This is a genomic window from Acetanaerobacterium elongatum, from assembly GCF_900103835.1.
GTDB classification, from domain to species: domain Bacteria; phylum Bacillota; class Clostridia; order Oscillospirales; family Ruminococcaceae; genus Acetanaerobacterium; species Acetanaerobacterium elongatum.
Window position 1 is genome coordinate 1 of sequence record NZ_FNID01000013.1, and the last position, 25,171, is coordinate 25,171.

Annotated in this window: 24 protein-coding genes and 2 tRNA genes; 6 read left to right on the forward strand and 20 right to left on the reverse strand. The window is 44.5% G+C overall.

From position 1 onward, the window contains the following. Positions 1-324 precede the first annotated feature (324 nt). Positions 325-1,284 carry a D-2-hydroxyacid dehydrogenase gene (locus BLR50_RS06005; protein WP_092639580.1) on the forward strand — a complete coding sequence of 320 codons (960 nt, stop codon included), beginning with the start codon at positions 325-327 and terminating at the stop codon, positions 1,282-1,284. 54 nt (positions 1,285-1,338) lie between these two features. Here the strand turns inward: BLR50_RS06005 and BLR50_RS06010 are convergent, their stop codons facing one another. The 6 genes from BLR50_RS06010 to hydF all read right to left on the reverse strand — a co-directional run bounded on the left by BLR50_RS06010 (position 1,339) and on the right by hydF (position 5,448). After that, on the reverse strand, positions 1,339-1,707 hold the full coding sequence (locus BLR50_RS06010) for an HsmA family protein (protein WP_092639582.1): 369 nt from the start codon (positions 1,705-1,707) through the stop codon (positions 1,339-1,341). A 28-nt stretch (positions 1,708-1,735) separates the two neighbouring features. Beyond that, the gene (locus BLR50_RS06015; RefSeq protein ID WP_092639584.1) at positions 1,736-2,377 is read right to left on the reverse strand and encodes an HDIG domain-containing metalloprotein; all 642 of its coding nucleotides are present in this window, start codon (positions 2,375-2,377) and stop codon (positions 1,736-1,738) included. Positions 2,378-2,383: 6 nt separating this feature from the next. Next, positions 2,384-2,533, reverse strand: a complete 150-nt coding sequence (locus BLR50_RS14460) for a CPC_1213 family protein (protein WP_162840338.1) — start codon at positions 2,531-2,533, stop codon at positions 2,384-2,386. Between the two features lie 67 nt (positions 2,534-2,600). Continuing rightward, positions 2,601-2,756, reverse strand: a complete 156-nt coding sequence (locus BLR50_RS14465; protein WP_162840339.1) for a hypothetical protein — start codon at positions 2,754-2,756, stop codon at positions 2,601-2,603. A gap of 91 nt (positions 2,757-2,847) precedes the next feature. Next, positions 2,848-4,233, reverse strand: a complete 1,386-nt coding sequence (locus BLR50_RS06020) for an aspartate ammonia-lyase (protein ID WP_092639586.1) — start codon at positions 4,231-4,233, stop codon at positions 2,848-2,850. 3 nt (positions 4,234-4,236) lie between these two features. Next, positions 4,237-5,448, reverse strand: a complete 1,212-nt coding sequence (gene hydF / locus BLR50_RS06025; protein WP_092639588.1) for a [FeFe] hydrogenase H-cluster maturation GTPase HydF — start codon at positions 5,446-5,448, stop codon at positions 4,237-4,239. A gap of 140 nt (positions 5,449-5,588) precedes the next feature. Between hydF and BLR50_RS06030 the strand changes: the two genes are divergently transcribed. After that, positions 5,589-6,491: an ornithine carbamoyltransferase gene (locus BLR50_RS06030; protein WP_092639590.1), complete on the forward strand. Its 903-nt coding sequence runs from the start codon at positions 5,589-5,591 to the stop codon at positions 6,489-6,491. Between the two features lie 28 nt (positions 6,492-6,519). On the opposite strand, the gene hydG is transcribed toward BLR50_RS06030, so the two are convergent. The 4 genes from hydG to BLR50_RS06050 all read right to left on the reverse strand — a co-directional run bounded on the left by hydG (position 6,520) and on the right by BLR50_RS06050 (position 10,511). Beyond that, positions 6,520-7,938 (reverse strand): [FeFe] hydrogenase H-cluster radical SAM maturase HydG, encoded by a 1,419-nt coding sequence (gene hydG, locus BLR50_RS06035; RefSeq protein ID WP_092639592.1) that lies wholly within the window; start codon positions 7,936-7,938, stop codon positions 6,520-6,522. Between the two features lie 64 nt (positions 7,939-8,002). Next, on the reverse strand, positions 8,003-9,046 hold the full coding sequence (gene hydE, locus BLR50_RS06040; protein ID WP_092639594.1) for a [FeFe] hydrogenase H-cluster radical SAM maturase HydE: 1,044 nt from the start codon (positions 9,044-9,046) through the stop codon (positions 8,003-8,005). Then, positions 9,030-9,317 carry a TM1266 family iron-only hydrogenase system putative regulator gene (locus BLR50_RS06045; RefSeq protein ID WP_092639596.1) on the reverse strand — a complete coding sequence of 96 codons (288 nt, stop codon included), beginning with the start codon at positions 9,315-9,317 and terminating at the stop codon, positions 9,030-9,032. The genes hydE and BLR50_RS06045 overlap by 17 nt, the downstream gene beginning before the upstream one ends. 339 nt (positions 9,318-9,656) lie before the next feature. Beyond that, entirely contained in the window at positions 9,657-10,511 is an 855-nt protein-coding gene (locus BLR50_RS06050; protein WP_092639598.1) for a PhzF family phenazine biosynthesis protein, read from the reverse strand. Between the two features lie 375 nt (positions 10,512-10,886). Here BLR50_RS06050 and BLR50_RS06055 point away from each other — a divergent pair, with 375 nt between their 5' ends. Together BLR50_RS06055 and BLR50_RS06060 are read left to right on the forward strand one after the other, a co-directional pair. Continuing rightward, the gene (locus tag BLR50_RS06055; protein ID WP_092639600.1) at positions 10,887-11,513 is read left to right on the forward strand and encodes a YhbD family protein; all 627 of its coding nucleotides are present in this window, start codon (positions 10,887-10,889) and stop codon (positions 11,511-11,513) included. A gap of 16 nt (positions 11,514-11,529) precedes the next feature. Beyond that, positions 11,530-12,477 carry a polymer-forming cytoskeletal protein gene (locus BLR50_RS06060; RefSeq protein ID WP_092639602.1) on the forward strand — a complete coding sequence of 316 codons (948 nt, stop codon included), beginning with the start codon at positions 11,530-11,532 and terminating at the stop codon, positions 12,475-12,477. Positions 12,478-12,515: 38 nt separating this feature from the next. Here the strand turns inward: BLR50_RS06060 and BLR50_RS06065 are convergent, their stop codons facing one another. The 6 genes from BLR50_RS06065 to BLR50_RS06090 form a co-directional block, all read right to left on the reverse strand. Next, positions 12,516-13,349: a GNAT family N-acetyltransferase gene (locus BLR50_RS06065; protein ID WP_092639604.1), complete on the reverse strand. Its 834-nt coding sequence runs from the start codon at positions 13,347-13,349 to the stop codon at positions 12,516-12,518. Between the two features lie 25 nt (positions 13,350-13,374). Next, on the reverse strand, positions 13,375-14,268 hold the full coding sequence (locus tag BLR50_RS06070; protein ID WP_092639606.1) for a DUF2156 domain-containing protein: 894 nt from the start codon (positions 14,266-14,268) through the stop codon (positions 13,375-13,377). Between the two features lie 133 nt (positions 14,269-14,401). Beyond that, the gene (locus tag BLR50_RS06075; protein WP_092639608.1) at positions 14,402-15,934 is read right to left on the reverse strand and encodes a histidine kinase N-terminal 7TM domain-containing diguanylate cyclase; all 1,533 of its coding nucleotides are present in this window, start codon (positions 15,932-15,934) and stop codon (positions 14,402-14,404) included. Between the two features lie 289 nt (positions 15,935-16,223). Then, positions 16,224-16,299: transfer RNA gene (locus BLR50_RS06080), tRNA-Pro, on the reverse strand. Between the two features lie 140 nt (positions 16,300-16,439). Continuing rightward, complete coding sequence (locus BLR50_RS06085; RefSeq protein ID WP_092639610.1) at positions 16,440-17,468, reverse strand: hypothetical protein; 1,029 nt, start codon at positions 17,466-17,468, stop codon at positions 16,440-16,442. Next, positions 17,449-17,811 carry a PadR family transcriptional regulator gene (locus BLR50_RS06090; protein WP_092639612.1) on the reverse strand — a complete coding sequence of 121 codons (363 nt, stop codon included), beginning with the start codon at positions 17,809-17,811 and terminating at the stop codon, positions 17,449-17,451. Before BLR50_RS06090 ends, BLR50_RS06085 begins: the two co-directional genes overlap by 20 nt. 252 nt (positions 17,812-18,063) lie before the next feature. On the opposite strand from BLR50_RS06090, the gene BLR50_RS06095 reads away from it, so the two are divergent. Next, positions 18,064-21,018 (forward strand): GH36-type glycosyl hydrolase domain-containing protein, encoded by a 2,955-nt coding sequence (locus tag BLR50_RS06095; RefSeq protein ID WP_092639614.1) that lies wholly within the window; start codon positions 18,064-18,066, stop codon positions 21,016-21,018. A 170-nt stretch (positions 21,019-21,188) separates the two neighbouring features. Here BLR50_RS06095 and BLR50_RS06100 read toward each other — a convergent pair whose 3' ends face one another. Continuing rightward, positions 21,189-22,322 (reverse strand): acyltransferase family protein, encoded by a 1,134-nt coding sequence (locus tag BLR50_RS06100; RefSeq protein WP_092639616.1) that lies wholly within the window; start codon positions 22,320-22,322, stop codon positions 21,189-21,191. 155 nt (positions 22,323-22,477) lie between these two features. On the opposite strand from BLR50_RS06100, the gene BLR50_RS06105 reads away from it, so the two are divergent. Continuing rightward, a tRNA-Ser gene (locus tag BLR50_RS06105) sits at positions 22,478-22,569 on the forward strand. A 102-nt stretch (positions 22,570-22,671) separates the two neighbouring features. On the opposite strand, the gene BLR50_RS06110 is transcribed toward BLR50_RS06105, so the two are convergent. The 3 genes from BLR50_RS06110 to BLR50_RS06120 all read right to left on the reverse strand — a co-directional run bounded on the left by BLR50_RS06110 (position 22,672) and on the right by BLR50_RS06120 (position 25,168). Then, positions 22,672-23,697: a protein-glutamate methylesterase/protein-glutamine glutaminase gene (locus BLR50_RS06110; RefSeq protein WP_092639619.1), complete on the reverse strand. Its 1,026-nt coding sequence runs from the start codon at positions 23,695-23,697 to the stop codon at positions 22,672-22,674. 53 nt (positions 23,698-23,750) lie between these two features. Beyond that, positions 23,751-24,557, reverse strand: coding sequence for a CheR family methyltransferase (locus BLR50_RS06115; RefSeq protein WP_092639621.1), 807 nt, complete (start codon positions 24,555-24,557; stop codon positions 23,751-23,753). 104 nt (positions 24,558-24,661) lie between these two features. Beyond that, positions 24,662-25,168, reverse strand: a complete 507-nt coding sequence (locus BLR50_RS06120) for a chemotaxis protein CheW (protein ID WP_092639623.1) — start codon at positions 25,166-25,168, stop codon at positions 24,662-24,664. Positions 25,169-25,171 lie beyond the last annotated feature (3 nt).

Below are 25,171 nucleotides of genomic sequence, written 5' to 3' on the forward strand. Positions count from 1 at the left end.
TTTCTACTGTTTTTGCCATTGAGTTCCTCTTTTCAATTTGATTTGAGGAACGGCATTGACTGAACGTTCTGCTAAAAACGAGTAATGTCTTTACAAAGATTAGTTTACAGGTTCAAAAAACCTACTTGTTGGTGCTTGAACGAACGTCCGGCGACTTATTTATATGCGAGATAGCGGCAAACCGCTTCACCACTCACCTCCACGTGCTCTGTAGTATACCGTCTCTCGGAGGTAAGTATAGCAGAGTTTTATTTTGACTGCGAGTTGCACCAACTCCGTTTCATGTCTTGTTGGTGCCTTTCGCAGAAAGGAATGGTCTTTTATATGAAGATTGCAATATTAGACGGTATGGCGGTAAGTAACAATGATGTCAGCTGGGCGCCTATAGAATCCATTGCGCCTACAACCATCTATGACTTTACAGGCAAAGAACAAATTCTGGAGCACATCGGAGACGCCGACTTCATCTTCACCAACCGCACCCCCATTAACCGGGAGGTTATTGAAAAGGCGCCAAACCTGAAATGGATTGGAGTATTTGCAACCGGCTACAATCTAATTGATATCAATGCTGCCAAGGAAAAGGGCATTGCGGTTGCCAATATTCCCGGCTATTCAACCAGCGCTGTGGCGCAGATGGTGTTTGCCATGATTCTGGAGCTTTACAACCATGTGGGTGACTACAATCATGCCGTTCACAGCGGGATATGGCAGCGGGAGCGTGAACGCGCCATGTGGTGTTATCCTCTGCGGGAGCTTTACGGCAAAACCATAGGGGTTGTCGGTTTTGGTGCCATCGGCAGTGCGGTGGCAAGACTGGCTGAAGCCTTTGATATGAATGTGCTTGTATACAGCCGAACGGTAAAACCAGAGGCCGAGCATGAACGGCTTCATTTTGCAGCGCTGGATACGGTTCTGGCACAGAGTGATATCATAACAATCCATCTGCCGCTGTTTGACAGCACCAGAGGCTTAATATCAGCACAGCGAATTGCAAAAATAAAACAAGGCGCTGTGCTGATAAATACTGCGCGCGGCCCGATTGTGGATGAGCAGGCTTTGGCTGATGCGCTCAATGGGGGAAGGCTTTCGGGTGCAGCAGTGGATGTTACCGCAAAGGAACCGATTGACGCAGATAACCCGCTCCTCGCTGCCAAGAACTGCATCATCACACCGCACATAGCATGGGCTCCGATAGAAACGCGGATAAGGCTGGTTGAAATGGCTTCCGACAATTTGAAGTCCTTTATAGCCGGCAGCCCCAAAAATATCGTAAACCCATAAAACTGCAGCGCCCTTGATATCGGTATCAGGGCGCTGCAGTTTTATCAATCAAGGCTATCGGGAAACGCCAAACAGCATTCCGGAAACGAACGGTATGAGCCAGATAATCCATACCACGATGCTGAATCGGTGGAAGTTCTGCTTTTGCTTGGAGTTGTTATGTAGGATAACAACCGTTGCCCATACTTCGTGTATAAGCATAAGTAATATTGCCGTTACACCGGTGATGCCATGAAAGTTGAATGTAAAACCATCGTTTGTAAGCCTACTCATCAAGGTGGTTCCGGTGGTATCAAAAACAAGACCAATCCAGAAAATAATCACATGCCATCGTTTGAGCCCGCCTTGTAGTTTTTCACTCCACACGCCCACCGAATAGAATAGCAAAGCAAGCGTGATGGTGATAATCGCAACAATCAGCATATATAGTATGCCTCCTTAATAAATACTGTTATCGTAAAAAACCCCAGCGTTCATCATTTAAACCTACACCACTTTTGATTAGAAACTGCCGGATATTTTCTTCTTCCAGCTCGCGATTGTAATTGAGCCGCCCAAGCCTGTCACATAATCCAAGCAGCGCAACCTCATTAACATCGGTATGTTCCAGCATGCCCTTTATATCGGCAAAACGCATCCCGTTCACCACAAAAAGAATCTGCATATGGTAACGAACTAACCCACAGACGGCATCAACCATTACTTTATCCAATGAAAAGGCAGACAGAAAATTGCGTGCCAGGTTCATTCCTATCAAATCGTGGTCATAAGAGGTAATCTTTCCATCCCTGACTTTGGTGGTTGAGGGTTTGCCGATATCGTGGAGCAATGCCGCCCACATAAACACTCTTGGGTTGCTGCTTAAACGTTTTACCTTTGCAGCTTCATCCACAACCAGCAAGGTATGATTCCACACACTGCCCTCAGGGTGGTGCTTGGGTGACTGTTTCGTAGCTATCTGCTTTTGAAGCATAGTAAACGGATAGCCTGTAAACTCTGGTTTACAGGCTAAGTTATTCAGATACTCCGAAGGCCTTTCGTCCTGCATCAGGTGTCTTTCCAATTCGTTGAATAATGCGATATCGGCTTTCATTAAGGTTTAATCCTTCCTGTCCTTTTCGGGCGCCTGCAGCCCATATACAGCCCTTGCGCTTTCTGCCTGCGGGTCGTGTTTGATATGCTTGGAGCGGAACTTCCCGTCGGCCTTTTTGTTGTTGCGTGTACTCTTGCGTTTACCTTCCTCGCCCATTTTCTTTACAATACCTCTTCTTTACAGATTCAATAATAACAAAACCGCTTATTCTTTTCAACCTACCTTAGCGCTCGGTATTGGGGCCAAGACCTTCTTTTCTTGCGTTATGAGGCAGATTTATCCCGCTTTTGCGGCTGTTTTCGGAATTCGAGAGCTTTTGCTGGGTGTTATTTGCACCCTCGAACGTTTTCTGCTTACTCTTGATGTTGTTCTTTGCCATAGCATCTATCAACCCTTTCATACGGCGATGATACTTAGTATTTCTTATTGCAGCGGCAATATGCCAAGAGTTAAAGCTGTCAAAAATCGGCTTACATATTGCGATAGGTTGCGGATTTTTTATAATCGAGAAGATTGTCAAGCTCCTTTGGGCTTAGTAGTCTTTTTTCAAGTACGAGTTCACGGATTTTTTCAGGGTCGTTCCCACATTCCCTATAAATATCCGCGGCATTATCATAACCGATTGCCGGTGCAAGCGAAGCAATGAGCACCATGGAACGCTCCAGATGCTCACGACACCTTTTCACATTGGGAACAACCAGTTCGATACATTTTGTTCTGAACAACTTTACCGAGGCTGTGAGCAGCTCCAAGCTTTCAAGCAGGCTGTGGGCAATCAACGGCATAAAAGCGTTGAGTTCAAAATTGCCGTTTGCGGCTGCCATGGAAATTGCCGTATCGTTTGCTATTACCCGGATAGCCACCTGTGTGACCATCTCCGGGATAACGGGGTTCACCTTACCCGGCATAATGGTGCTGCCCATCTGAAGTTTGGGCAGAATAATCTCAGCCAAGCCGCCTTTTGGCCCTGAATTCATGAGCCTTAAATCGGTGGATATCTTCATCAGGCTGACTGCCAGTGCTTTTAATAACCCCGATACCTCAACAAACACATCGTTATTCTGGGTAATATCCATAGGATATTCTGATTTAGCCAAACCGATACCGGTAAGGTCACGCAGCACCTCAATCACCTTATACGCATACCGCCGCTCGGCAAGGCTGCCTGTACCAACTGCAGTGCCGCCAAGGCTAACCTGACGTAAACGTTCCTCTGCCTTATAGATACGCCAACGGTCTCGCGCTATAGCCTGCGCATAGGCGCCAAACTCCTGCCCAAGGGTGATAGGCATCGCGTCCATCAGTTCTGTGCGCCCAAGCTTTAAAACATCGGCATACTCCTGTTCCTTTTTCTGCAGTGCCTCCTGAAGCTTTGCACATTCGTCGCTGAGCGTTCGCACCGCCCATATCGACGCAATTCTTAATGCGGTAGGGTAAACATCGTTTGTAGACTGCCCTCGGTTGATATCGTCCAGCGGATGGATGACCGAGTATTCCCCTGCCGTTTTGCCAAGCTTTTGCAGCGCCAGATTTCCCAGAACCTCGTTTACATTCATGTTCGTCGAGGTACCCGCTCCGCCCTGCAGCGGATGGGTAATAAAAGCGTCGTTAACTCTGCCCGCCAGTACATCGTCACAGGCAGAAATGATAGCATCACATTTTTGGCTTTCCATTAAGTCAAGCTCCCGGTAGGTAACCGCCGCCGCCTTTTTAACCGTAACGATTGCGTAGATGAGAGAAAGATTTACCTGTTGCTCACCCAACGCAAAATTATCTTTAGCGCGTGCGGTTTGAGCGCCATACAGTGCATCATCCGGCAAAAGGACTTCACCAAGCAGATCTTGTTCGGTTCGCACCGTTTACTCCTCCTCTAAAGACATCGCAATGTCTGGGAATGGCTCAATGCTGCGTTTTAGAATTCCTTGCATATAAGCTATCAGCAGGCCATAGTTTGTCACCGGAATGTTCTGGTCAACAGCGCATTGTAAGCGGTATTTCATCTCGCGTTCGTTTAACATGCAGCCGCCGCAGTGCACAATCAGCTTATACTGGCTCAGATCATCGGGAAACTCGGTGCCGGAGGTGAACTTAAAATTCAGCTGCTTGCCGGTATGCTGCTTCATCCAGCGGGGCAGCTTCACTGAACCGATATCGTCACACTGCCGGTGATGAGTACAACCCTCGCAGATTAGTACCGTATCGCCATCATTTAATGCTTCTACAGCCTTTGCTCCTTTTACTGTAAGTTCAAGATTCCCTTTATAACGTGCAAAAAGGATAGAAAACGAGGTAAGCCAGATATCCTTAGGCGTATCAGCTGATACCTTTGCAAAAACCTGACTGTCGGTTATCACCAGCTTCGGCTTTTTACCAAGGCTCATAAGCGTATCGCGAAGCTCATATTCCTTCACCACAATCGCCGTTGCGTCGGATTCCAGAATATCACGGATGGTCTGCTGCTGGGGCAGAATCAGCCTGCCTTTGGGTGCTGCTTTATCGATGGGCACTACCAGCACCACAAAATCGGAGGGGTTTATTAGGTCGGCAACAATGCGCAGCTTTGACTCCTCCTGAGGGGCGAGCTTTGCAATCATTTCTTTCAGCACCTGGATATTCTCTCCGGTTGCGGCACTTATCCATAGCGCATTCCGCTCATTGGTGGCTGGTCTCTCTTTGCACTGATCTGCCTTATTGTATACCACCAGATAACTAATACCCTTCTGTTTAAAAAGGGTAATAAGTTCTTCGTCTTCCCTCGTTTTACCCGCTGTACCGTCTATAATCAACACCGCAATATCGGTTTTGTTGAGTACTTGTTTGCTTTTCTTAACACGCAAGGCACCCAGTTCACCCTCGTCATCAATACCGGGAGTATCAATAATCATTACGGGGCCGAGTGGAAGCAGCTCCATAGCTTTATATACCGGATCGGTTGTTGTTCCCTTGATATCGGAAACAATGGCAAGGTTTTGCCCTGTAACCGCATTTACTACGCTGGATTTTCCCGCATTGCGCCTGCCAAAGACTCCGATATGTACACGATCAGATGACGGAGTAGTATTTAAGCTCATCGCAATTACCTCCTTGTATAGTATTCCTTGTATTCCTGTATTCGGAAATAAAATAATTATGAATCAAATCGTCGAGTCTTCCATAAACTTGAATTCTATGATACAATTGTGCTCATTAACTTTTAAGGAGTTGACATACAATGCCGGGTTTAATTGCGCTAACGGATTTATCGGGCGACGATTTGATTCGTATTCTGGACAGAGCTGATATCCTAGCGGATGCTTGGAAACAGAACAAAATGCCTCAGGTTTTAAAAAACAAACAGGTAGGCTTGTGGTTTTATGGGCAGGGTTTCCGCAACCGGGTAGCATTTGAAATTGGCGCGAGGGCTATGGGCGCTTCTGTTTCATATATTCCCGGTGAATTAGGTATTAACGAACCGCTAGAGGATGTTGGGCATTATTTGGATAACTGGTTCTCGCTCCTTGTAATTCGTTCCAAAAATCACAAAGATGTTCTCTATTTATCAAATAATATTGATACCCCCATTATCAATGCCAGAACAAATTATAATCATCCATGCGAAATCCTTGGTGATTTACAGTTTATAAGGAAATATCGGGGCTCGATTGACGGGTTAAATGTCGTTTTTGTCGGGGAAATTACAAACCTTTGCATGAGTTGGTTTGAAGCTGCCGTAAGGCTCCCTATCTCTGTAACACAGGTTGCACCGGATGGATATTTAGCCGATAAAGCCCTGTTACAACAACTTAATGCTCAATCCGTAGGTGAAATTCTTGTAAGCAGTCATCTTGATCCGTTACTCCGAAATGCTGACCTTATTTATACGGATTGTTGGCCGCGCGCTGATAATAATGATGATGCACATAGAATAAAAGAAATGTTTCTTCCCTACCAGATAACAAGCACGCATCTTCAATTACTCAAAGAAGGTGCATTGTTTTTACCATGCCCCCCCGTAACACGTGGGCAAGAAGTATCTTTTAATGCAATGAAATCCCCTGTTTGCTTGAATTACGAAGCTAAGGATTATTTGCTTCACAGCCAAAATGCTGTTCTTGAGTTTTTGGCTGGCTGCTAATCCCTCTTCACCTACCAATCTGTGGTGCTTAAAAGCGGAAATCCCGGCTACCGTTCTCGATTGCCTGAAGGTTCTTTAGGGCAATCTCCCGTACCTTCTCTTTCGGTACGTTAGCAATCTCGCGTTCAATCAGTGCCTCTCCGATTTTGCGGGTATCCTCTGAGGCATAGTCAATCAGGTATTCCTTTAAGGTCATCAGGGCGTTGGGGTGGCAGCAGTTTTGTATCTGGCCACTCTTGCACAGGCTCATAAAACGGTCCCCCGTGCGCCCCTCGCGGTAGCATGCCGTACAAAAACTAGGAATATAACCTAGTCTCATTAGCCAGTTTACTACCTCGTCAAGGGTGCGGGTATCGCTTACATCAAACTGCTCGGATTTTTCATCCTCCGCCTCGGGTTCGGCATAACCGCCAACACTGGTTTTGGAGCCGCCGCTGATCTGCGAGATTCCAAGGTGAAGTACCTTCTCGCGGCATTGCTGGCTTTCGCGCGTAGATACGATCATGCCGGTATAGGGTACCGCCACGCGGATACACGCAACCAGCTTGGCAAAGGTATCGTCGTCAATGCCGTTATCAAAGACATTCGGGTCGATATCATCGGCCTTACGGATACGCGGAACGCTGATGGTGTGCGGACCCACGCCGAACACCGCCTCCAGATGCTCTGCATGCATCAATAACGCGGAAAATTCATAACGGTACAGCTCCAAGCCAAACAACACGCCCAGCCCTACGTCGTCTATGCCGCCCAGCATTGCTCTGTCCATCGCTTCGGTATGGTAGGCATAGTTGTGTTTTGGTCCGGTGGGGTGCAGCTTTTCGTAGCTCTCTTTATGGTAGGTCTCCTGAAACAGGATGTAGGTGCCAATGCCCGCATCCTTGAGCTTTTTATAGTTTTCTACGGTGGTGGCGGCGATATTAACATTTACACGCCGTATGGCGCCGTTTTTATGCTTGATGCTGTAAATGGTATCGATACATTCCAGTATATACTCAATCGGGTTCATCTCGGGGTGTTCGCCCGCCTCGATGGCCAAACGCTTGTGCCCCATATCCTGCAGCGCAATTACTTCCTTGCGCACCTCATCCTGTGTAAGCTTTTTGCGTGCGATATGCTTGTTCTTCATGTGGTAAGGGCAGTATACGCATCCGTTTACGCAGTAGTTGGAAAGGTAAAGCGGCGCGAACATCACAATTCTGTTCCCGTAAAAGTCTTTTTTAATCTGCTCGGCGAGCGCGTAAATCTCTTTGTTCTTCTCTTCAATATCACAATCCAGCAGTACTGCGGCTTCTCTATGGGTGAGCCCTTTTCTGAGCCTTGCCTTTTCAAGGATGCTGTCAATAAGCGCTGAATTATGCTTGTTTGTCTCTGCATATTGGAGGGTCTCTATTACCTCCTCATGACTGATAAACTCCTCCGCTTTGGAGGATGCAGGGTTATACATAATAATCTTCCTTTCTTAATCAGGTTAGGTTTTATACCTTCCCCTTCAGCTTGATTTAATTCAATTATTTAGCTGACTTAAAATCTCCGCGGTCGACTACAACGTGATAGCCGATGCTCTCCATGCGTCGCTGCATACAGAATCGACATTCGGCAGCTTCGTCTCCCGTACAGATCTTATTGTCATAAAGCAGATAGTTCTTGCGAACCTCAACCGGTGACAGATTGGGCATTACCACATTTGCCCCTGCTAAGATACCCTTTTCCCTGCCCATCGGGTGGATTGTTCCAAGTGCCGTGGTGGCCGGAAGCAGCACACTAGGCAACATAAGCCGTATGAGCCCCAACAGAAACAGGGTAAGCTCTATGGTTCCGCACTTTTCATCCGCAAAAGGGGTTTCGTGGTGCGGGATAAACGGCCCAATACCGACCATCTGCGGCTGAAGCTCATTCATGAACTGCATATCCTCGGCAATACACTCGGGCTTTTGAAAGGGGGAACCCACCATAAAGCCGCAGCCCACCTCATACCCGATCTCTTTAAGGTTGTAAAGGCACTGCTTACGGTTATCTATCGACAGGGATGCAGGGTGCAGCTTTGCGTAATGGCTGTGATTCGCCGTTTCATGGCGAAGCAGATAACGGTCTGCCCCCGCATTGAAATAGGCTTGATAGCTCTCTTTGCTTTTTTCGCCGATGGAGAGTGTAACAGCACAATCAGGGTATTGCGATTTAATGGAAGCAATAATATCAACCATTTTATCGTCGGTGTAGTAACCATCCTCCCCACCCTGCAGCACAAAGGTGCGGAAGCCCAGATCGTACCCGTTTTTGCAGCAGGAGAGAATCTGCTCTTTGGTAAGGCGGTATCGTACGGCGCTTATATTGCTTTTGCGGATACCGCAGTAATAGCAATCGTTTTTACAGTAGTTCGTAAACTCAATTAGCCCGCGAATGTAGATATCATGCCCATAATACCGGTGACGAACGGCTCTGGCCTTTTCAAAAAGGTATTCATCAAGCTCTGCCGTGCGGTTCTCAATCAGGTACACAAATTCTTCTTTTGAAAGGGTTCTGCGGCGTTCAAGTTTATCAACCAGTTGTTTCATTGGCACCCCCCGATTCATCTTTTTCGGTTAGCTTTGCATAGATGGCCTTGGAGCTTACACCATCAAGCATGCCAAGCTTGCCCGAGAGCGCACTGATTACATCCGCCGGTGCGTCCACCGCGATACTGATAATATTTACCTGTCTTTTAGCATACGGCAACCCCATCCTGCCTATGATGTAACTGCCGTACTGGTGCAGGATGTGGTTCAGCTTATCAACAGAATCCGCGTTCTCCACTACAATACCAATTAAAGCTACCCTCGTTTCCATAATCATCAGCCTTTCTAATGTAGGAAAATAAAAAAGCGCCCCTGGAAAGGGCGCAATAATACTATTTGCCTGCTTCCCTTTCACCTCAGATAAACTCTTAAAGTGTCAGTTGAGTTTTATGGACGCTGTACGGAAAGAACGAATCTTGCCGCTAAGCTTTCTTTGTTTATATTATACCAGATTGTTAATATTTTAGCAAGCTTCACTTGATTACTTTATAGCAACTTTATCACATATAGCCATTAGTACGGCGATGGAGGTAATACAGAGCAGTACCCAGAAGGCCGCATTGGCAAGCGGTAGCAAGGTATTTGCACTAATGTGGAAATCACAAACTCATCAGATGCTTAAGCGCCCTTGGGCAAAAAACGATACCCTGCCACGAATAAAAATATCTGTTGTGCCCTTCGAGCTATCCGCCCAACCCTCTATTACGCTTGGGCGCCCAACAAAGCTTCCCTGTCGGAGGCGAATTACTTCTTTTTCAGCTTTAATCCCGTGCTTGACTAAATATGCGCACAATGGGCCTGCGGCGCTGCCGGTTGCAATGTCTTCAACAAGGCCGTTGTTATCCCATGTACGGCACTCGAGGGTTTCGGTATTAAAGATATAAACGAATTTTGCTCTGAAGTTTGATAAAAATACTTCAAAGTTTGGAATGCTGATTTTTACATTATGTAAATCACTTTTCAGTGGTACAAGCAGGTAAGGCAATCCCGTTGAAACAACCTCCAAGGGCAAAGCTTTATCAATATCGACAGGCTGATTGTTTAAAGACTTGGCAATGCTTTCATACTGGCAGCTTTCTACCTGTGTAATAAACTCCGGTGTGCCTTGGTTCATCACCACCTGATACCCTGTTTTCGATGTTTCTGATTGTACTTCTATCGACCTGCCCGAAAGTTGAAAACGGATAGTTGCAGTTTGCAGGTGAGAAAAGTAAATTTGATGTACAACCGCAGCGGCCCCTAGAATTGGGTGCCCCGCAAACCCCAACTCCTCATCTACCGTAAAGATTCGCGCTGTAAAACTGCTGCGCTCATCCTGAAACAAAAAAATCGTTTCAAACTGCTTAAACTCTTTCGCAATATCAAGCATGACTGTTTCATTTAACGGTGCATTCGGAAAGACTACCGTCAGACCGTTACCCGTCATGGGCTTTTCAGAAAAGACATCTACGTGAAAGTAATTCATAACTCTACTCTTTCTTCACTTTGATGGTTTGGCTTAGTATACCACAAAGCTTACCAAAATGCATTATTACCGAATAAAACAAATCAAACGATTCCAGCTAGACTTTTTTCAAATTGCCTCTTTACAACGTAACAGTGTTATGTTATATTCTATGTGTAGTTTATAAACGGGAGTAAAAACAGATATGAAAACTTTAGCAATTAAGGAATATGTAAAGGTGAAAGATTGCTGAGGAATGAGGCAAACCGTATCAAATGTCAAGATTCCAGGCCGGCTTGTTTCAATTTTTCTGTATTAGTACGACCATTTCTTTACTTAAGCTGTGCATGAATTAACAGTGGATACAAATCAGATGAAAGGATAGGGCTACTACAAATGAACAATGATGATATCATTTCTAAAAAAGACCTGTTAGAGCTGACTGATATCTCCTACGGACAGCTATACCGTTGGAAACGAAAAGGGCTTATCCCCGAGGAGTGGTTTATACGAAAGTCTACCTTCACCGGCCAGGAAACCTTTTTCCCGAAGGCGCAGGTACTGGCGCGTATTGAAAAAATCAAGAACATGAAAGAGGATATCTCACTGGATGAACTGGCGGATGTATTCTCCCCCGCCGTTGATTCCGTATCCTTGGCAGCGAACGAGCTTGTAAAACGAAACATTGTTATACCAGGCCTTTTGGAGCAGTATCAGGAATTTCGGCATAATAATGAACCATTAGATTTCAATGATATTTTGGCACTATATATTCTTAATAAACTAATTGATTCCGGCAAGATAAGCCTTGATGAAGGGCGACTGATGATTGAGGTGCTCAATGAAGGGATGATAAAGTTTAACAGTGAACCTTGCGAGCTGCTGCTCATGCGCAAGCTTGGGGTGTTCAGTTGCCTGCTGATATCCCCGCCTTGCAAGCTTTACCCCGATAAGGGGATCAGAATTATTGAGAAAATCAGCATTCCCACGGCAATTGAAGAACTCAAGGTGAAATTAGTATAAGATAAGGAGATGTATTATGAACAATTTTAATGACTCTGTTAATGAAGCGGCCGAGTATTCGGCAAAGATTAGCGGTACAGGCGAGATTAACGGTGGAAACTATAATGACATTACAATCAACGGCTCGGGAAATGTTAGAAATGCTGATTACAATTCTATCAACATCAGCGGTTCCGGCAGTGCTACCGATAAAAACGGCAACACTGTAAAGATTCACGGTCACGGCCATGTGGAGAAGGGTGAAAACGGCTCTATTCGCATCAGCGGCTCGGGCAGCGCTGCAGGCGGCACTTATAATACCGTTAAAATAAGCGGAACCGGTATGATTACGGGTGATATCCGCTGCAATGATTTTTCGGCCAGCGGTACCTGCAAAGCGTCGGGCAATATTAAAAGCGATAAGATGTCTATCAGCGGCACAGCGGATATTCAAGGCACTGTAAATGCCTCTGATTTTAAGGTAAACGGGACAGCCAGTATTCGCAAGAATATGACCTGTAAAAATGCCAATATATCCGGGTCTATCGATATCAAAGAAAGCCTCAATGCACAAATCATCAACATTAATGGCTCCTCTAAGATAGGCGGTGATTGCAGTGCAGAACGGTTTGAATCGTTTGGCTCTTTTGAAATTGGGGGCCTTCTCAATGCTGATGACATTAACATTCATCTGTATATGCACAAAAGCCAATCCCGCGAGATTGGCGGCGAACGAATTAACGTTACAGTGGGTAGGCATAGGTTTGGTGTGCTGCAGGCTATCTCCGCACTTGGAATCTATAACCCCAAGCTGGAAACCGATTTGATTGAGGGAAACGAGATTGTTTTGGAAAACACCACGTCCAAGGTGGTTCGAGGCAATAATATAACAATCGGGAAAGATTGTAGCATCGGGCTGGTGGAATATACGGGCAGCCTTAAAAAATCGCCAGATGCCGTTGTTACAGAAGAACGAAAAATATAAGAGTAGCGGCTGTTTTAATACGAAGCAGCCGCTAATTTTCAATCAGAAACCAAATTGAAATATGCTTTTGGAATATCCAACGAAATTTTTGTATAAATCATGCCAAATGCCCTTGAAGTAAAATCAAGTTCATGGCCCTGGGATAATCTTGCGTGAACGGTGTGACATCCCATCTTAAACGCAATATCCGAAAGAATCGGAAATAATACATCCTTATTTAGGCTGGTTTCCTTAACGTGTAATGTTTTAGCTTTTATATAGTACATTAAAATATCTTTAGCCCGGTGGTGTTCTATCATTACCGTATAGCCGTTCCAAAAGGTGTTTTCTTCTATAATGTAAGCAAGCGCTTTTTCATCCCAGATGATATAACCATCATCTTGAAAACGTGAATCTCTTATTGCTTTATACTCGTCAGGGCTTATAGGTCGAACTTCGTAGCTCACAGGCAAATTCTCTTGAACCGGAAAGCTGTAATCTTTAAGGTAAAAGCATTTTTGATAACCGAATTTTTTATAAAATTCAAACAGACTTTCTTGTGCTGGTACCAAAACCAGCATCTCGTGACTTTTATTTGCCTGCTCGTTGATATAGCAAATCAGCTCAGAGCTTATTCCCCTGCCGCGGTATTCCAGCTTTGTTGCTACCCCGTAAACGTACCTCACAGGATAAAACTTTTTTCCCATCTTCATCTGGGCGGGCAACAATGTAAGCATGGCAACAGGTATTTCGTTTTCGGCCCAGATAAGTGTATTGCTCTCTGAAAACCTATGCTCATAAAAAAAATTGATAAAACTATCGTCATCGCCAAAAGCCTCGCGCCATAGTGCTTTTAAGAAGGGGACATCCGAATTTTTTGCAAAACGAATCATTACGATGCCCCCTTCAATAATTTGGCTAATTATCTTTTATTGTAGCTGTGTACTTTTCCAGAAGAATTTCAGGTTGGTAGGATAGCTTTGTCTTTCTAAGCCCTTCGTCCCCGGTATCCTCTTCCCGGTTAACATATCGAAATGCTTGGCAGTTGTGAGACAAAAATTCGCGATTAATCATTGGGTAAGCACCCTGAATATCCGCAAAGGCTTTTTCTATATGAACGACATAGGTATCTGTGGAGAGTGGTTCACCCATTGAGAATGCTACTATCTTGCCTTCCCGCCGTATCAAACCGCCGTTAAGCTTCAATTCAAAAAAGTGATCAAAGGCTGTTTGAACAGCGCAATACTCATGCCTAAGACCAGCATTCTCTATGCAGCCGTTCATCATACACCACTTTTTGTTCATTTCAAAACATTCCTCAATGTTTTGTTCGTTAATCTCTTCATATACCCAATTGGGATTGTCTTTAAACCGTGCAATATGATTGCGTTTACTTTGATATTTTTTGCCCGTAAGATTTGTAAGGCTATCTACACTATAGATATAATCAAATTCACTTCTGTTGGGGGTAAACTCGAAAGTTCCGGGAAATAAATCTTCCAGCAGGGTTACTCCTTCGGGCAGAATGCCTCTAAGGCGGAAAGGAATGCCCCGCTCTTTGGCATCTTCCATCAGGGCAATGACCACAGTTTTTAAATCACCGTTTCCTGCCGGATAAGTATAGACCACATCACCTTGATTATCATTTATGAGACAATAGAAGCCGTTTACTATTGCGAAATGTATATGATTTGTTTTAGCCCATATAAAATTATTAGTAAAAGAATAATCGCAGCTTTTCGAATCGAATTTGCGGATGTACGCGTTTATTGTTTCCTTGTCTGTCAATTCTACTGTTTTGAACGCTAACATATAACACATCCCTACCCAAATGTTACGCAAGACTGCCAAATGACAGCCAGCATTTTAGTCAATATTATTTTGTCCTGAAGGCTTTTGCATATCATAACAAATTGTTAGGAGAAAACAGGACATTGGATTTGTTTTATAATAAAGCGGTACGAACGCAGTTTCTACCGTCTGATTTTGCCAAGTATAAGGCATTATCAGCAAATTTCAGAAAATAGTCCAGATTTTGATTTGTGACGGTATCAACGCCGGTTAGGCCGATGCTTGCGGTTATTTGAATCGTCTGCCCTTCATAATGGATAACCGCACTCGCCACATTGGCTAATATTCGTTCAGAAATCATCCTACTGTCTTCAAGTGTGGTATCTGGCAATAAAATAACAAATTCTTCACCGCCGTAACGCCCTAGTATGTCTGCCGAACGAATGGAACCGCGGCAGATATCTGCAAGCTTTTGAAGCACAGCATCCCCAGCCTGATGCCCGTAGCGATCATTGACCTGCTTAAAAAAGTCCAAGTCCATGATCATCATGGATAATGGGCGATGATGCCTTTTAGCCTTTTCAAGCTCCTTCTGGCTTAACTCAACAAAGTATCTGCGGTTATATACCCCGGTAAGTGCATCCCTAGAGGCTAAAAGGTTAAGCTCGGCCATCATATCCATATACTTGGTAATATCCGTAAAGGTGATGATGGAGCCAACTTCCCTGTGTTCTGATTCGAGGATTCTTACCGTGTTTACCTTATAATTTCCTTTGGGCGAACTGCAATCAAACCGTGATTCAACAAGCTGTGAAAAGGAATCAATAATCGGTTTGTTCTTTTTAAAAACTTCCCGAGCGTCCTTACCGATTGAATCAGTATTTAGAGTTGCGCAGATAGCCGCCGCCGATAGATTATAATCAATGATATGATAGTTTTCATCAAGCACAATAATTCCATCGTTGGTTGACTCAAAGACCTTATCTCTGGCCAGTGGTTTAATATTCAGAAATTGATATTTTAAGAAGGCAATAAAAAACAACAGCACCGACGATGTTACCGCATAGGGGCCATAATCAATATTATATGGGGAGATGTTAAACAGATCCAACAACAGTGAAGTCCATGGAAGGAAAGAGGCTATCAACATCAGTGTGCTTTGGCGGCGAATCGTACCGACAGACCTTTTATACATGCCAATATAGATGTAGTTTGAAATGATATAGCATGCGGTTAGATAGATACAATTCGCCCAATACCAAGGCCCCTTTTCAATATAGAGGATCGGAAACAACCCATTACTTTCAATGCTCACACCGGAATAGTACAGGTAATGGCATATATTGGTATATCGAAGTATAACCGTGGTGATAGGTATTATAAATAAGCTGATTTTAGCAAGTAAACTAACAGGTTTGTTGTTATACTTCAGCGAAAACAAAATCCAAAAAGCCGGAATAAACGGTAATCCGATATACTGAAACAGATTCCACAACAGCTTATCGTTTAATGTGCTGCTGATGAGTTCCATGGCATACCCAAAGGAATAGAAGGTAACGCTCAGGCAGAAATATGCAAAACAGTTGATGGACGGGTTCTTTTTTTGAAAGATATAGATGGTAACTAAAACAGTAAAAACAGCTGAAGCCATTAGAATTCCGCTAAGAATAACGCGTATGTATTCCATAATTCTGTCCTTCTTTAGTATACCAAAATGATGCCTGATTGTTTTTACTATTATAGTATATTTTCCTGCATATTTCTATACTTGTTCGCATTTTTCGATACTAGAACGATAGCAAATGAAGTACGTTACATCTGCTTATTTATTTTTGCTAAGGTTTCGGCTACCCCGCTTTACATAGCTTTTAATCGGATATTATTTGATCTAAAAATCCGCCTAAATATCATAAATACTATTCATAGAACAATAATTAAAAAGGGTGTCTCATTGTCTAGATGAGATACCCTTTTTATGGTCGGAGTGGCGGGATTTGAACCCGCGGCCTCTTGGTCCCGAACCAAGCACGCTACCATCTGCGCTACACCCCGATAGTTATTCAGTTTTCAGCGGCCTGATTTTAACAAGCCGCTGAATTATTATATGTCATATCGGGGATATTGTCAAGGATTTTTGAAGGAGGATGGGGTATTGTTTTACCTATCTAGGTAATCATGAAAACGACTCAAATCTAATGCTTCTTTTGAAGCCTGATTGTTCTTACAACTACCACAGCCATATCCAGAATAAGAGCAACGGTAACCATCGCTAAAAAGATGTGTTCAAAATTGCCTAACCATATGGGGAAATCGGCCCCGCTTGTCTGCATGCCCATCTCTTTAAATCCTGCCACAATATTGGGGTTAAAAAGCTTTTCGGAACTAAAGATAAAGAATACCGTAATCAGTGACGCGAGATTGGTTACAACGGTAGTGATACACAACCCTATCGTATATCGACCAATGGTAAGCTTGACGATCTCACGTGCAAGCCCAAGAATGAAGCAGAGGTTAAACAGCGGCAATACACTTCTAAAATACTCCAGATTGAAAAATGGAATTATAGTCATCTGCGGAGTGAAAGAATATAAGCCAATCAGCTGCGGAGCAAAATTGAACAGTATGATGATAAGACAGCTAAAGACGATACCGGTTAGTGCCTCACCCTTCTTTATTTCGGTATGCTGTGGCTGCAGGGGCGGCAGCATGTTAGGATACCAGCTTTCCTCGGTCTTTTTTGCCTTGCCTTTACCCTTAAAATATTCTGCAAACGCAAAACCGATTGTGATGAACGCAAAAGCCTGAACCAAGGCCATAAAGGTAGTGGCAAGATAACTCCCCACAGCACCTATAATGTTCTGCCCGGATGAAACCACTGCCAGAACAACGTTGGCAATAAACAATCCAAACGCAGTACATGCCATGACAATCTTAACAATCAGCATGTAGGTATCATAGTATTCCGGGCCAATAAGGTAGTTCGGGTATTCATTGTAGCGCCGGGCCAGCTTTTCCGGAGCACCCAGTTCAATTAAAACAGCATCCACCTCTTTAGAGGTGGGGACATTATCACCGCAGCGCTCCAGCAGCATGTCGTCGATTAAACCGCTGAGCTCTTTTTCAATATCCGAACGCTGGTTTACAGGCAAGCGCTTGGTTACGGCATAGACATATCGGCTGATAATCTCCTCTTTGTAGCTCTCATTTGTGTTTATTGTCATCTTCTCCATCCCCTTCACTCATTAAGATATTCATACTCTCTGTAAGGCTATTCCAGCTTTCGCATAAACGGGTGAATACTTCCTGCCCAAAACCAGTTAGTACATAATACTTTCGCGGCTTTGCTGCCGATGTTTCCCATTCACTTTTCAGAAGTTCCTGTGATTCCAGACGCCTTAATAACGGGTAAAGGGTTGAGGCATCTATCGGCATACCCTTTTCTTGTAATGTCTGAACCAAATCATAACCATATCTGGGCGCTTTCAGCTGGCTGAGAACGCTCAGCACAAGCGTACCGCGCCTGAGCTCAAGCAAAAGGGATTCGTAAACATCCCTTTGTTCCATAGAACCACCCCTATCTTTAAAAGTTAATATGTAATATTCACCCTCTGCACCTATTATACTGTATATAATACAGTATTGTCAATACAATAATATTTAATATTAGATATTATTGTTATTAGCTTGTCTAAATAATTATTTGTGTAAACGATTTACCCTATTGCTTTTACTGTTGTACTGGGGTTAAAATAGGCTTGTGTATTCGATTACAATGGTAAAACTATTTTAACTTCAAGCACTTTAGGAGGAAAACATATGATGACATCTATTAAGGCCAGAAGCCCGCAGCTTTCACCGGTAAAAGCTCTAGGAGAACATATTGGTAAAGCCCTTTCATCCAGTGCGTCGGCAGTTTTTGCACATGCCAACCGTACGGATATTGCCGCCGGCGTGGACGGTATCCCCTTCTATACCCCAGTTATCAGCACATTATTGTCTGACAGCCTTTTAAACCCCGTTTTTGAACGCGCGTTCACAGATGGATATTCTGTACTAATCTTATGGGATGCCGCCGCAAAAGAGGTTCAGGCGTTCTCGGGGAATAACGGCAGTTCCCAGCCTCTTCTCCTTAGTTCCGAGGAGACTGAGCGTGCAGGCACAATCATTGAACAGTCACTTGTTTGGGGCGGCCTGCTGGATGAAAACGGGTTCCATATCAGCGATTTGAAATCCCCCCAACCTGGGCCGAACTACTATACCAACATGCTTATTGGAAACCGTATGAATGATAAGCGCCCCCTGCAGAGCACCCCAAAATCGGTGGTGGACAGGCTGGGGCGCGGCAGTTTTCGTTCTCATGCCGATACACAGGTGCTCGCCACACGCTGGGACTATCGCCCCGAGGAGAACGGCAACCCCGTAAACCGCCAGTTCTATCTTGTTGAAAACGGCAAGGTACTGTTCTATTCCGGTTCGCCCGATAACAGTTCGGTAACCTCCGCACGCTGTATTCATGCACAAAACCGCACCGTTATTGAATATGAAACCGCCTGCGGGCTTCTCATTCGCCGCACCATCTTCATTCTGCCGCAATACGAAGGCCTGCCGCTTGCTGTGGAGGCCCAACTGGTTGAGGTTGAAAACCACGGCAAAGCCGACCGGAACCTACGTTTAGTTTATACCGGTATGTTTGGTACACCAGCTACCCATGCGCTGATGCAGGATATTATCTATACCACCGTTATCTGCCAGTCGCATGTAATGTATAACGAAAACGGCGAGATAGCGGCTGTAAGCTACGATTATAACCCTGTTTGGGACAGAGGCAATATCCGTTTTCACTCTACGCTGATTCATGACGGGGACCGTGTAATATATCCCGATTCTTTCTGCTTTAAATATGATGAGCTGGTTGGCGACGGAACATTGCGTAATCCCCAGTTTGTTGCCGCCCTGCCTAACCGCCACACCCGAAAGGGGCCGGGCTTCTTCGCGGTAGGCGCTCCCCTTACTGTAAAGGCCGGTGAAACGGTAAGCGTTGATAACTTTACCGGGCTTGTTTCTGATGCGGTAGACGACAGCTACAGCTACCCTGAAACTACCTACACTCAGATTTCAGCATTGATTGAGCGTTTTAAGGCAGAAGGTGCATTAAAGGCCGCTTTAAACGAGGTAATCGCATTCTGCGGCAAGTATTCATCGTTTCTGAGCGTGCAGAGCGGCGATAAGCTGTTTGACAGCTACGTTAACCACAACCTCCCCTTTCAGGTATTCTACCAGACCTTTGTATCCCGTTCCTTCGACCAGACACAGAAAGGCTTCCGTGAGATCGGCTTTAGAGAGATTCAGGACATTTTTGCCTCGATGTACTACTTTACCGGCATGAACCGCCCCGATTTTGTAAAGCAGCTGATTACTGAGTGGGCCTCAAACGTTTATGGCATGGGCTACGCCAACCACAATTTCTATTGGAAGGGTAAGGAGCCCGGTGTTTACTCCGACGACAGCCTGTGGCTTTTGCAGGCAATCGGCAGATATGTTGACCTTACCGGCGACCTTACAATACTGGAGGAAGAGATTCCAATGGCCGACGGCGGTATGCGAAAGCTGGCCGATACCATCGGAGCAATCATCACCTACTCAGCAAAGATTTCGGTTGGTAAGCACGGTTTCCCGCTGATTGATGCCGCAGACTGGAACGATTGCCTGCATGTTGACCCAGACTGCTTAAACGGCAAGCAAAAGGAGGAAGCCTATAACCTTCAGCTCGAAAAAGGCGGCAGATACGGAGACCCCTTTGAGAGTAATCTTTCCGAAAGCATCATGAATGCCTTCTTATTGAAGGTAGCTATCGACATAGCCGCTCGGCTGGCGAGTGCCAGAGGCATTTCGAGCGAGGCCGAAAGCTATCACCGCCTGGGGGCAGAGCTGGCGGAGCGTTTGCAGAAGGATACTTGGAAGGGCGACTTCTTTGCGCGCGTGCTGTTCAACCGCGGAGGCGCGATAGATTATCTCGGTGCTCAAGGGGATAATCTGCAGATTGAAGCGGGTGCTAAGGGAACCTACTTCTTAAACTCGTTTACATGGGCTGTATTTGCGGACGTTGCCACCGATGCGCAGATTGCGGTGATGTTGGATACTATTGATAACAACCTGAAAACCCCTTACGGTTACCGCCTGTGTTCCGGCGTGGATTACCCGCGCATTGCGCCGAAGGTTTCGGTTTCGCTCTACTTCCAGGGCGACCGAGAGAACAGCGGCGTATTCAAGCATGCGAACACCATGGCTGCCGCGGCAATGCTGAAAGCCGCAAATTCTGTAAAGGATGCTGCATTGGCGAGACGTCTGACCGAAACCGCCTACTGGATTATGGATGTTATCCTGCCCTACAAAACTCTGCAGGCTCCTTTTGTAACCTGTGGTAACCCCCGCTTCTGCACACAGTATAACAACTACGAAACCGGAGAGAACATCGGCCCGACCTTGAGCGGTACCTCCACATGGCTGCTGATTTCGCTCATGATGTCCTTCGGTATTGAGTATCGTGCAGACGGCTTGAAGCTTAGCCCGCTGCTCCGCCCGGAGGAAACAACGCTCTCGTTTAGCCTGAAAACCAATGGTACCACCTACGCTGTGACCGTAAGCAAGCCTAAGGGCTTTAAGCGCATAACTGACGGCTGTGGCATTATGCTTGATGGTAAGCCATTTACAGGCAATCTGCTCCCGCTCTTCAGTGATGGTGAGGTTCATACTGTGGTGCTTACTTTTTGATCTTTATATTTAAAAGTGGCTCTAAAAGGGTTATTTAATTTGAATGAAGGGCTTGCTGTCTGCAAAAGCGCAGGTAGCAAGCCCTCTTGTTTTGTCGGTTGTAAATAATCAGGATTATTAAGGATTCTTTCTTGAGGTACAGCAGTGAATTGTTGGGTACAAATATCACATTATTGTTTTATACTTGATTCAACCCGTTTCAGATACCTATGCTTGCCCCCTATTAGGCTTATTATTTTTGTATCCAATATATGCAGACCAAAAGCAGTGAGTGTGGATAGTATCAGAACTAATAAAACATACATAACATCATTGTTAATCTGGATAAACCTTGAACGAAGCAGTATTATAAATAGATATTGTATCAAATACAGTTCCAAGGTCATCTGGCCAAGAAGTTGTAAAATCTTATTGTTAAACCGCACCTTCATTGTAATCAATAAGACCGCCGCAACAAATAAAACAATAGCTGGTAATTGAACCGAAAGACACAGGAATCTTTCGGGGATGTCAGATTGAAAGGGGGTATTTGCATAGTAGGAAACATGCTTAAGCATATATAAGTTTAAAATAAACACGGGAAAGAAGAGAACAATCAAAACCGGTGTAAGGATTGCATACCGCTTTTTAGCAAAGGAGATGATATTCCCTTCAAATCTTCCCGCCAACATACCGAAAAGGAACAAGAAGCAGGTGTTGTACCACCATTCCCCCTGAAACCAAAAACCACCATGACCCAGGCATGCACATATGATTGTATAGACAAGCAGAAAAACAGCCATACCCCAAAATGCGGTACGTTCCTTTTTACAATATTTAAAAATGATATAGAAAGCGATATAGAATATTACTATTGCTACCGCAAACCAAGCTTGAGGGTTGATTAAAATAAAACCCGTTAAGAACAGAACTATTTCAACCGGTGAAAATCGCTGCCCTTCGATAAGGTTATAAACCAGATAGATGATTATTGTCGCATACAAAGGTACTAGCACGGAAGGAAGACGGCGACGGATAAAGCCCTGCAGGTAATTTTGTTTTGATTGGTAGCTTTTTATTAAGCCATAACCTGAACAAAATAGGAATACTCCTACAAACAGCACGCCGGCATCTACAAAGGGTGAAAGTACGTCCGGCGTTTTTAGTCTTTGCGAAAGATGATGCAGTATTACCCCAAAAGCACAGAGTGCCTGCAGTGCTTTTGTATTCTCTAGCGAAAGAAATTCCTCATTCCATTTTCCTATCCCATAGATTTTTAATCCAAACAGACCAAGGGCAACAAAGAGCAGAATAACTACCAGCATGAAATATCATCCTCTCAAATGTTCTTAATACAAATGTCACTTTATATATAAAATTTAAAACATTTTAGTTGACAATCTGCAGATTATTAGATATAATAATTAAGCGCTGTCAAGATGGTTGCATCTGTTTCGACAGTAAAACTGAAAATGTGTATGGAGAAGTCGCCTAGTTGGTCGAGGGCGCACGACTGGAAATCGTGTAGGCGTCAAAAGCGTCTCGAGAGTTCGAATCTCTCCTTCTCCGCCAAAACCGCTCAGCCTAAAAGGTTGGGCGGCTTTTTTCATATTTTTTCAGGTCGGTGTGGTACACCGGCCTGTCTGTTTATAGCAACCTGTTAAAAAGGGGTATTTACAGTTTTTGAACGTAGTTATAAATGAGAGATGTCATCTCGCCTATGGGGGCCTGCTTCATTACGGCACCGATGTTAAACGCCACCATCGGCATACCATAAACTACGCAGGTTTCTTTGTTTTGCCCAAGTGTATAAGCGCCCGCCTTTCTCATGGAAAGCAGCCCGTTCGCACCGTCTGCACCCATACCGGTTAGAATAACGCCGATAGCGTTCTTGCCTGCTGTGGCTGCAACCGATTCAAACAGCACATCAACCGACGGGCAGTGACCACTTACCTTTTCCTCCTTGGTACACTTTACGGCATAGCCGCCGGAGTCCTTAACAAGGCGCATCTGAAAATCCCCGGGAGCTACCAGAATACGGCCGGTTTGAACCCTGTCTCCACTCTCGGCCTCTTTAACCTCCATCTTACAGATGCGGTTTAAACGCTCGGCATACATGCGCGTAAACATCTCGGGCATGTGCTGAACTATTACAATACCGGGTGTTGTTGTAGGAAGGTCTTGTATAACCGCAACGGTTGCATCGGTGCCGCCAGTGGAAGCTCCAATAGCTATTACAAAGTCATTAACTGTTTTACTCTTTGTATAACTTACATGCTCAATCGGCTTTGCCTTTTTTAGCTTTGCCATCGAGGCAATCTTTACCTTAATAACCAGTTCGTGTGTAAAATTAAAAAGATCAGAAGAGGATTTTATGCTAGGCTTTTTTACAAAGTCAACAGCACCTGCATCCAACGCATCCAGCGCATTAATCGGCAGAGAACTAACTACCACAACCGGTGTAGGATACTGTGGCATCAGCTTTTTTAAAAACTCTATACCGTTCATCTTAGGCATTTCAACATCCAGCGTTACAACATCCGGCCTAAGCTGCTCAATTAGCTTCAGCGCCTCTATGGGATCGGCAGCTGTGCCAACAATCTCGATTGCGTTGTCGGAGCTCATGCTTTTTACAAGGAACTCTCTAAACAGCATTGAGTCATCGACAATCAATGTTTTTATTTTTCGTAGATTCGCCATATTCGGCACCGATGCCTTTCCGAACCATTCAAGAACTGATTCTGTTTCGTACTTTATTTTTGATAGATTGCTGGCATGAGATATTTATACTGAGAGGACTCCCGGTTGATAGTCTCGGCATGCCCAATAAATAGATAGCCCCCCGGGCGCGTATTGTTATAGAACTTGCTAATCAATTGCTGTTTTGTCGGTGTATCAAAATAGATCATGACATTTCTGCAAAGAATGATATCAAAACTATTCTTGAAGGTGAAATTATCCATCAAATTAATTTGACGATATACTACCTCATCCTTGATAAAAGGCTTGACCTCTACAGTATTGGCATCAACTGCAGTAAAATACTTTGATTTCCATTTCTCGGGCACATTTTGAATCGATTCTGCCGAATAGATACCACTCTTCGCTTTATCCAATACCTTAAGCGAGATATCCGAGGCCAGTATTTTGGTATTCCACTGCTGCTTTTTCGTACCGAAATAATCCTGTATCACCATAGCAAGGGTATAGGGTTCTTCACCCGAAGAGCAGCCCGCGCTCCAAATACGGATCTCGTGGTTCCTGTTAGTCCGCTCAAACTCCGGCAGGATGGTGGATGTAAAGTAGTTAAAATGCTCGACTTCCCTTAAAAAGTAGGTATGGTTGGTTGTAAGCTTGCTGATGAGCAATGACATTTCTTTTTTCGAAGGATCCTGCAGCACAGCATTGAAGTAATCTGTAAAATTCGTAAAGCCTTTTTCTGCCAAAGTAGAGGCCATTCTGCTTTCAATCAGGGTTCTTTTTTTAGTAAGGTTAATTCCATAATTGGTTTTAAGGTAACCGGTTATCCGGTCAAATTCAATATCTGATAATGATACCATAGCTACTCCTAATCAGGCTTATCGATAAGCCATTTAAACTGTGAAAAAACAGATAACAATAGCGACAAGCGCACAGCCTGCCGCTATTGCACAAAATACATTAATTATTTCTCCATATTCTCGGTAATGGCTGAAAGCTCATCCATTTCATCATCGCTTAACAGCTTTTGGCAGTCAAGAATCAGCTTTACATCTTCGCCGATCTTACCAATCCCCTTAACATAGCGACTGGAGCCGTTTTTGCTGAAGCTGGGGGGCGCAGCAATATCCGCATCCGGTATACGCATTACCTCATCAACCTGATCCACAATAATGCCGACAGAATTTCCGTTTACATCTACAACAACAAAACAGGTCTTGTCGTCGTATGGACGCTCCTCCTTCCCAAACCGCAGACGAACATCCAGTACCGGTATAACCTTACCGCGAAGATTAATAATACCCTTCAAGTACTCCGGCAACTCGGGTACCTGTGTGATGGGCTGTACCACTATAATTTCAATAACATACCGAATGTCTATGCAGTATGATTGATCGTCAATTATAAATGTAAGGTATTTCTCTTTTAGCGAGTCTTCTACATCTGTAATATTCTCTAATACTTGCGCCATAAT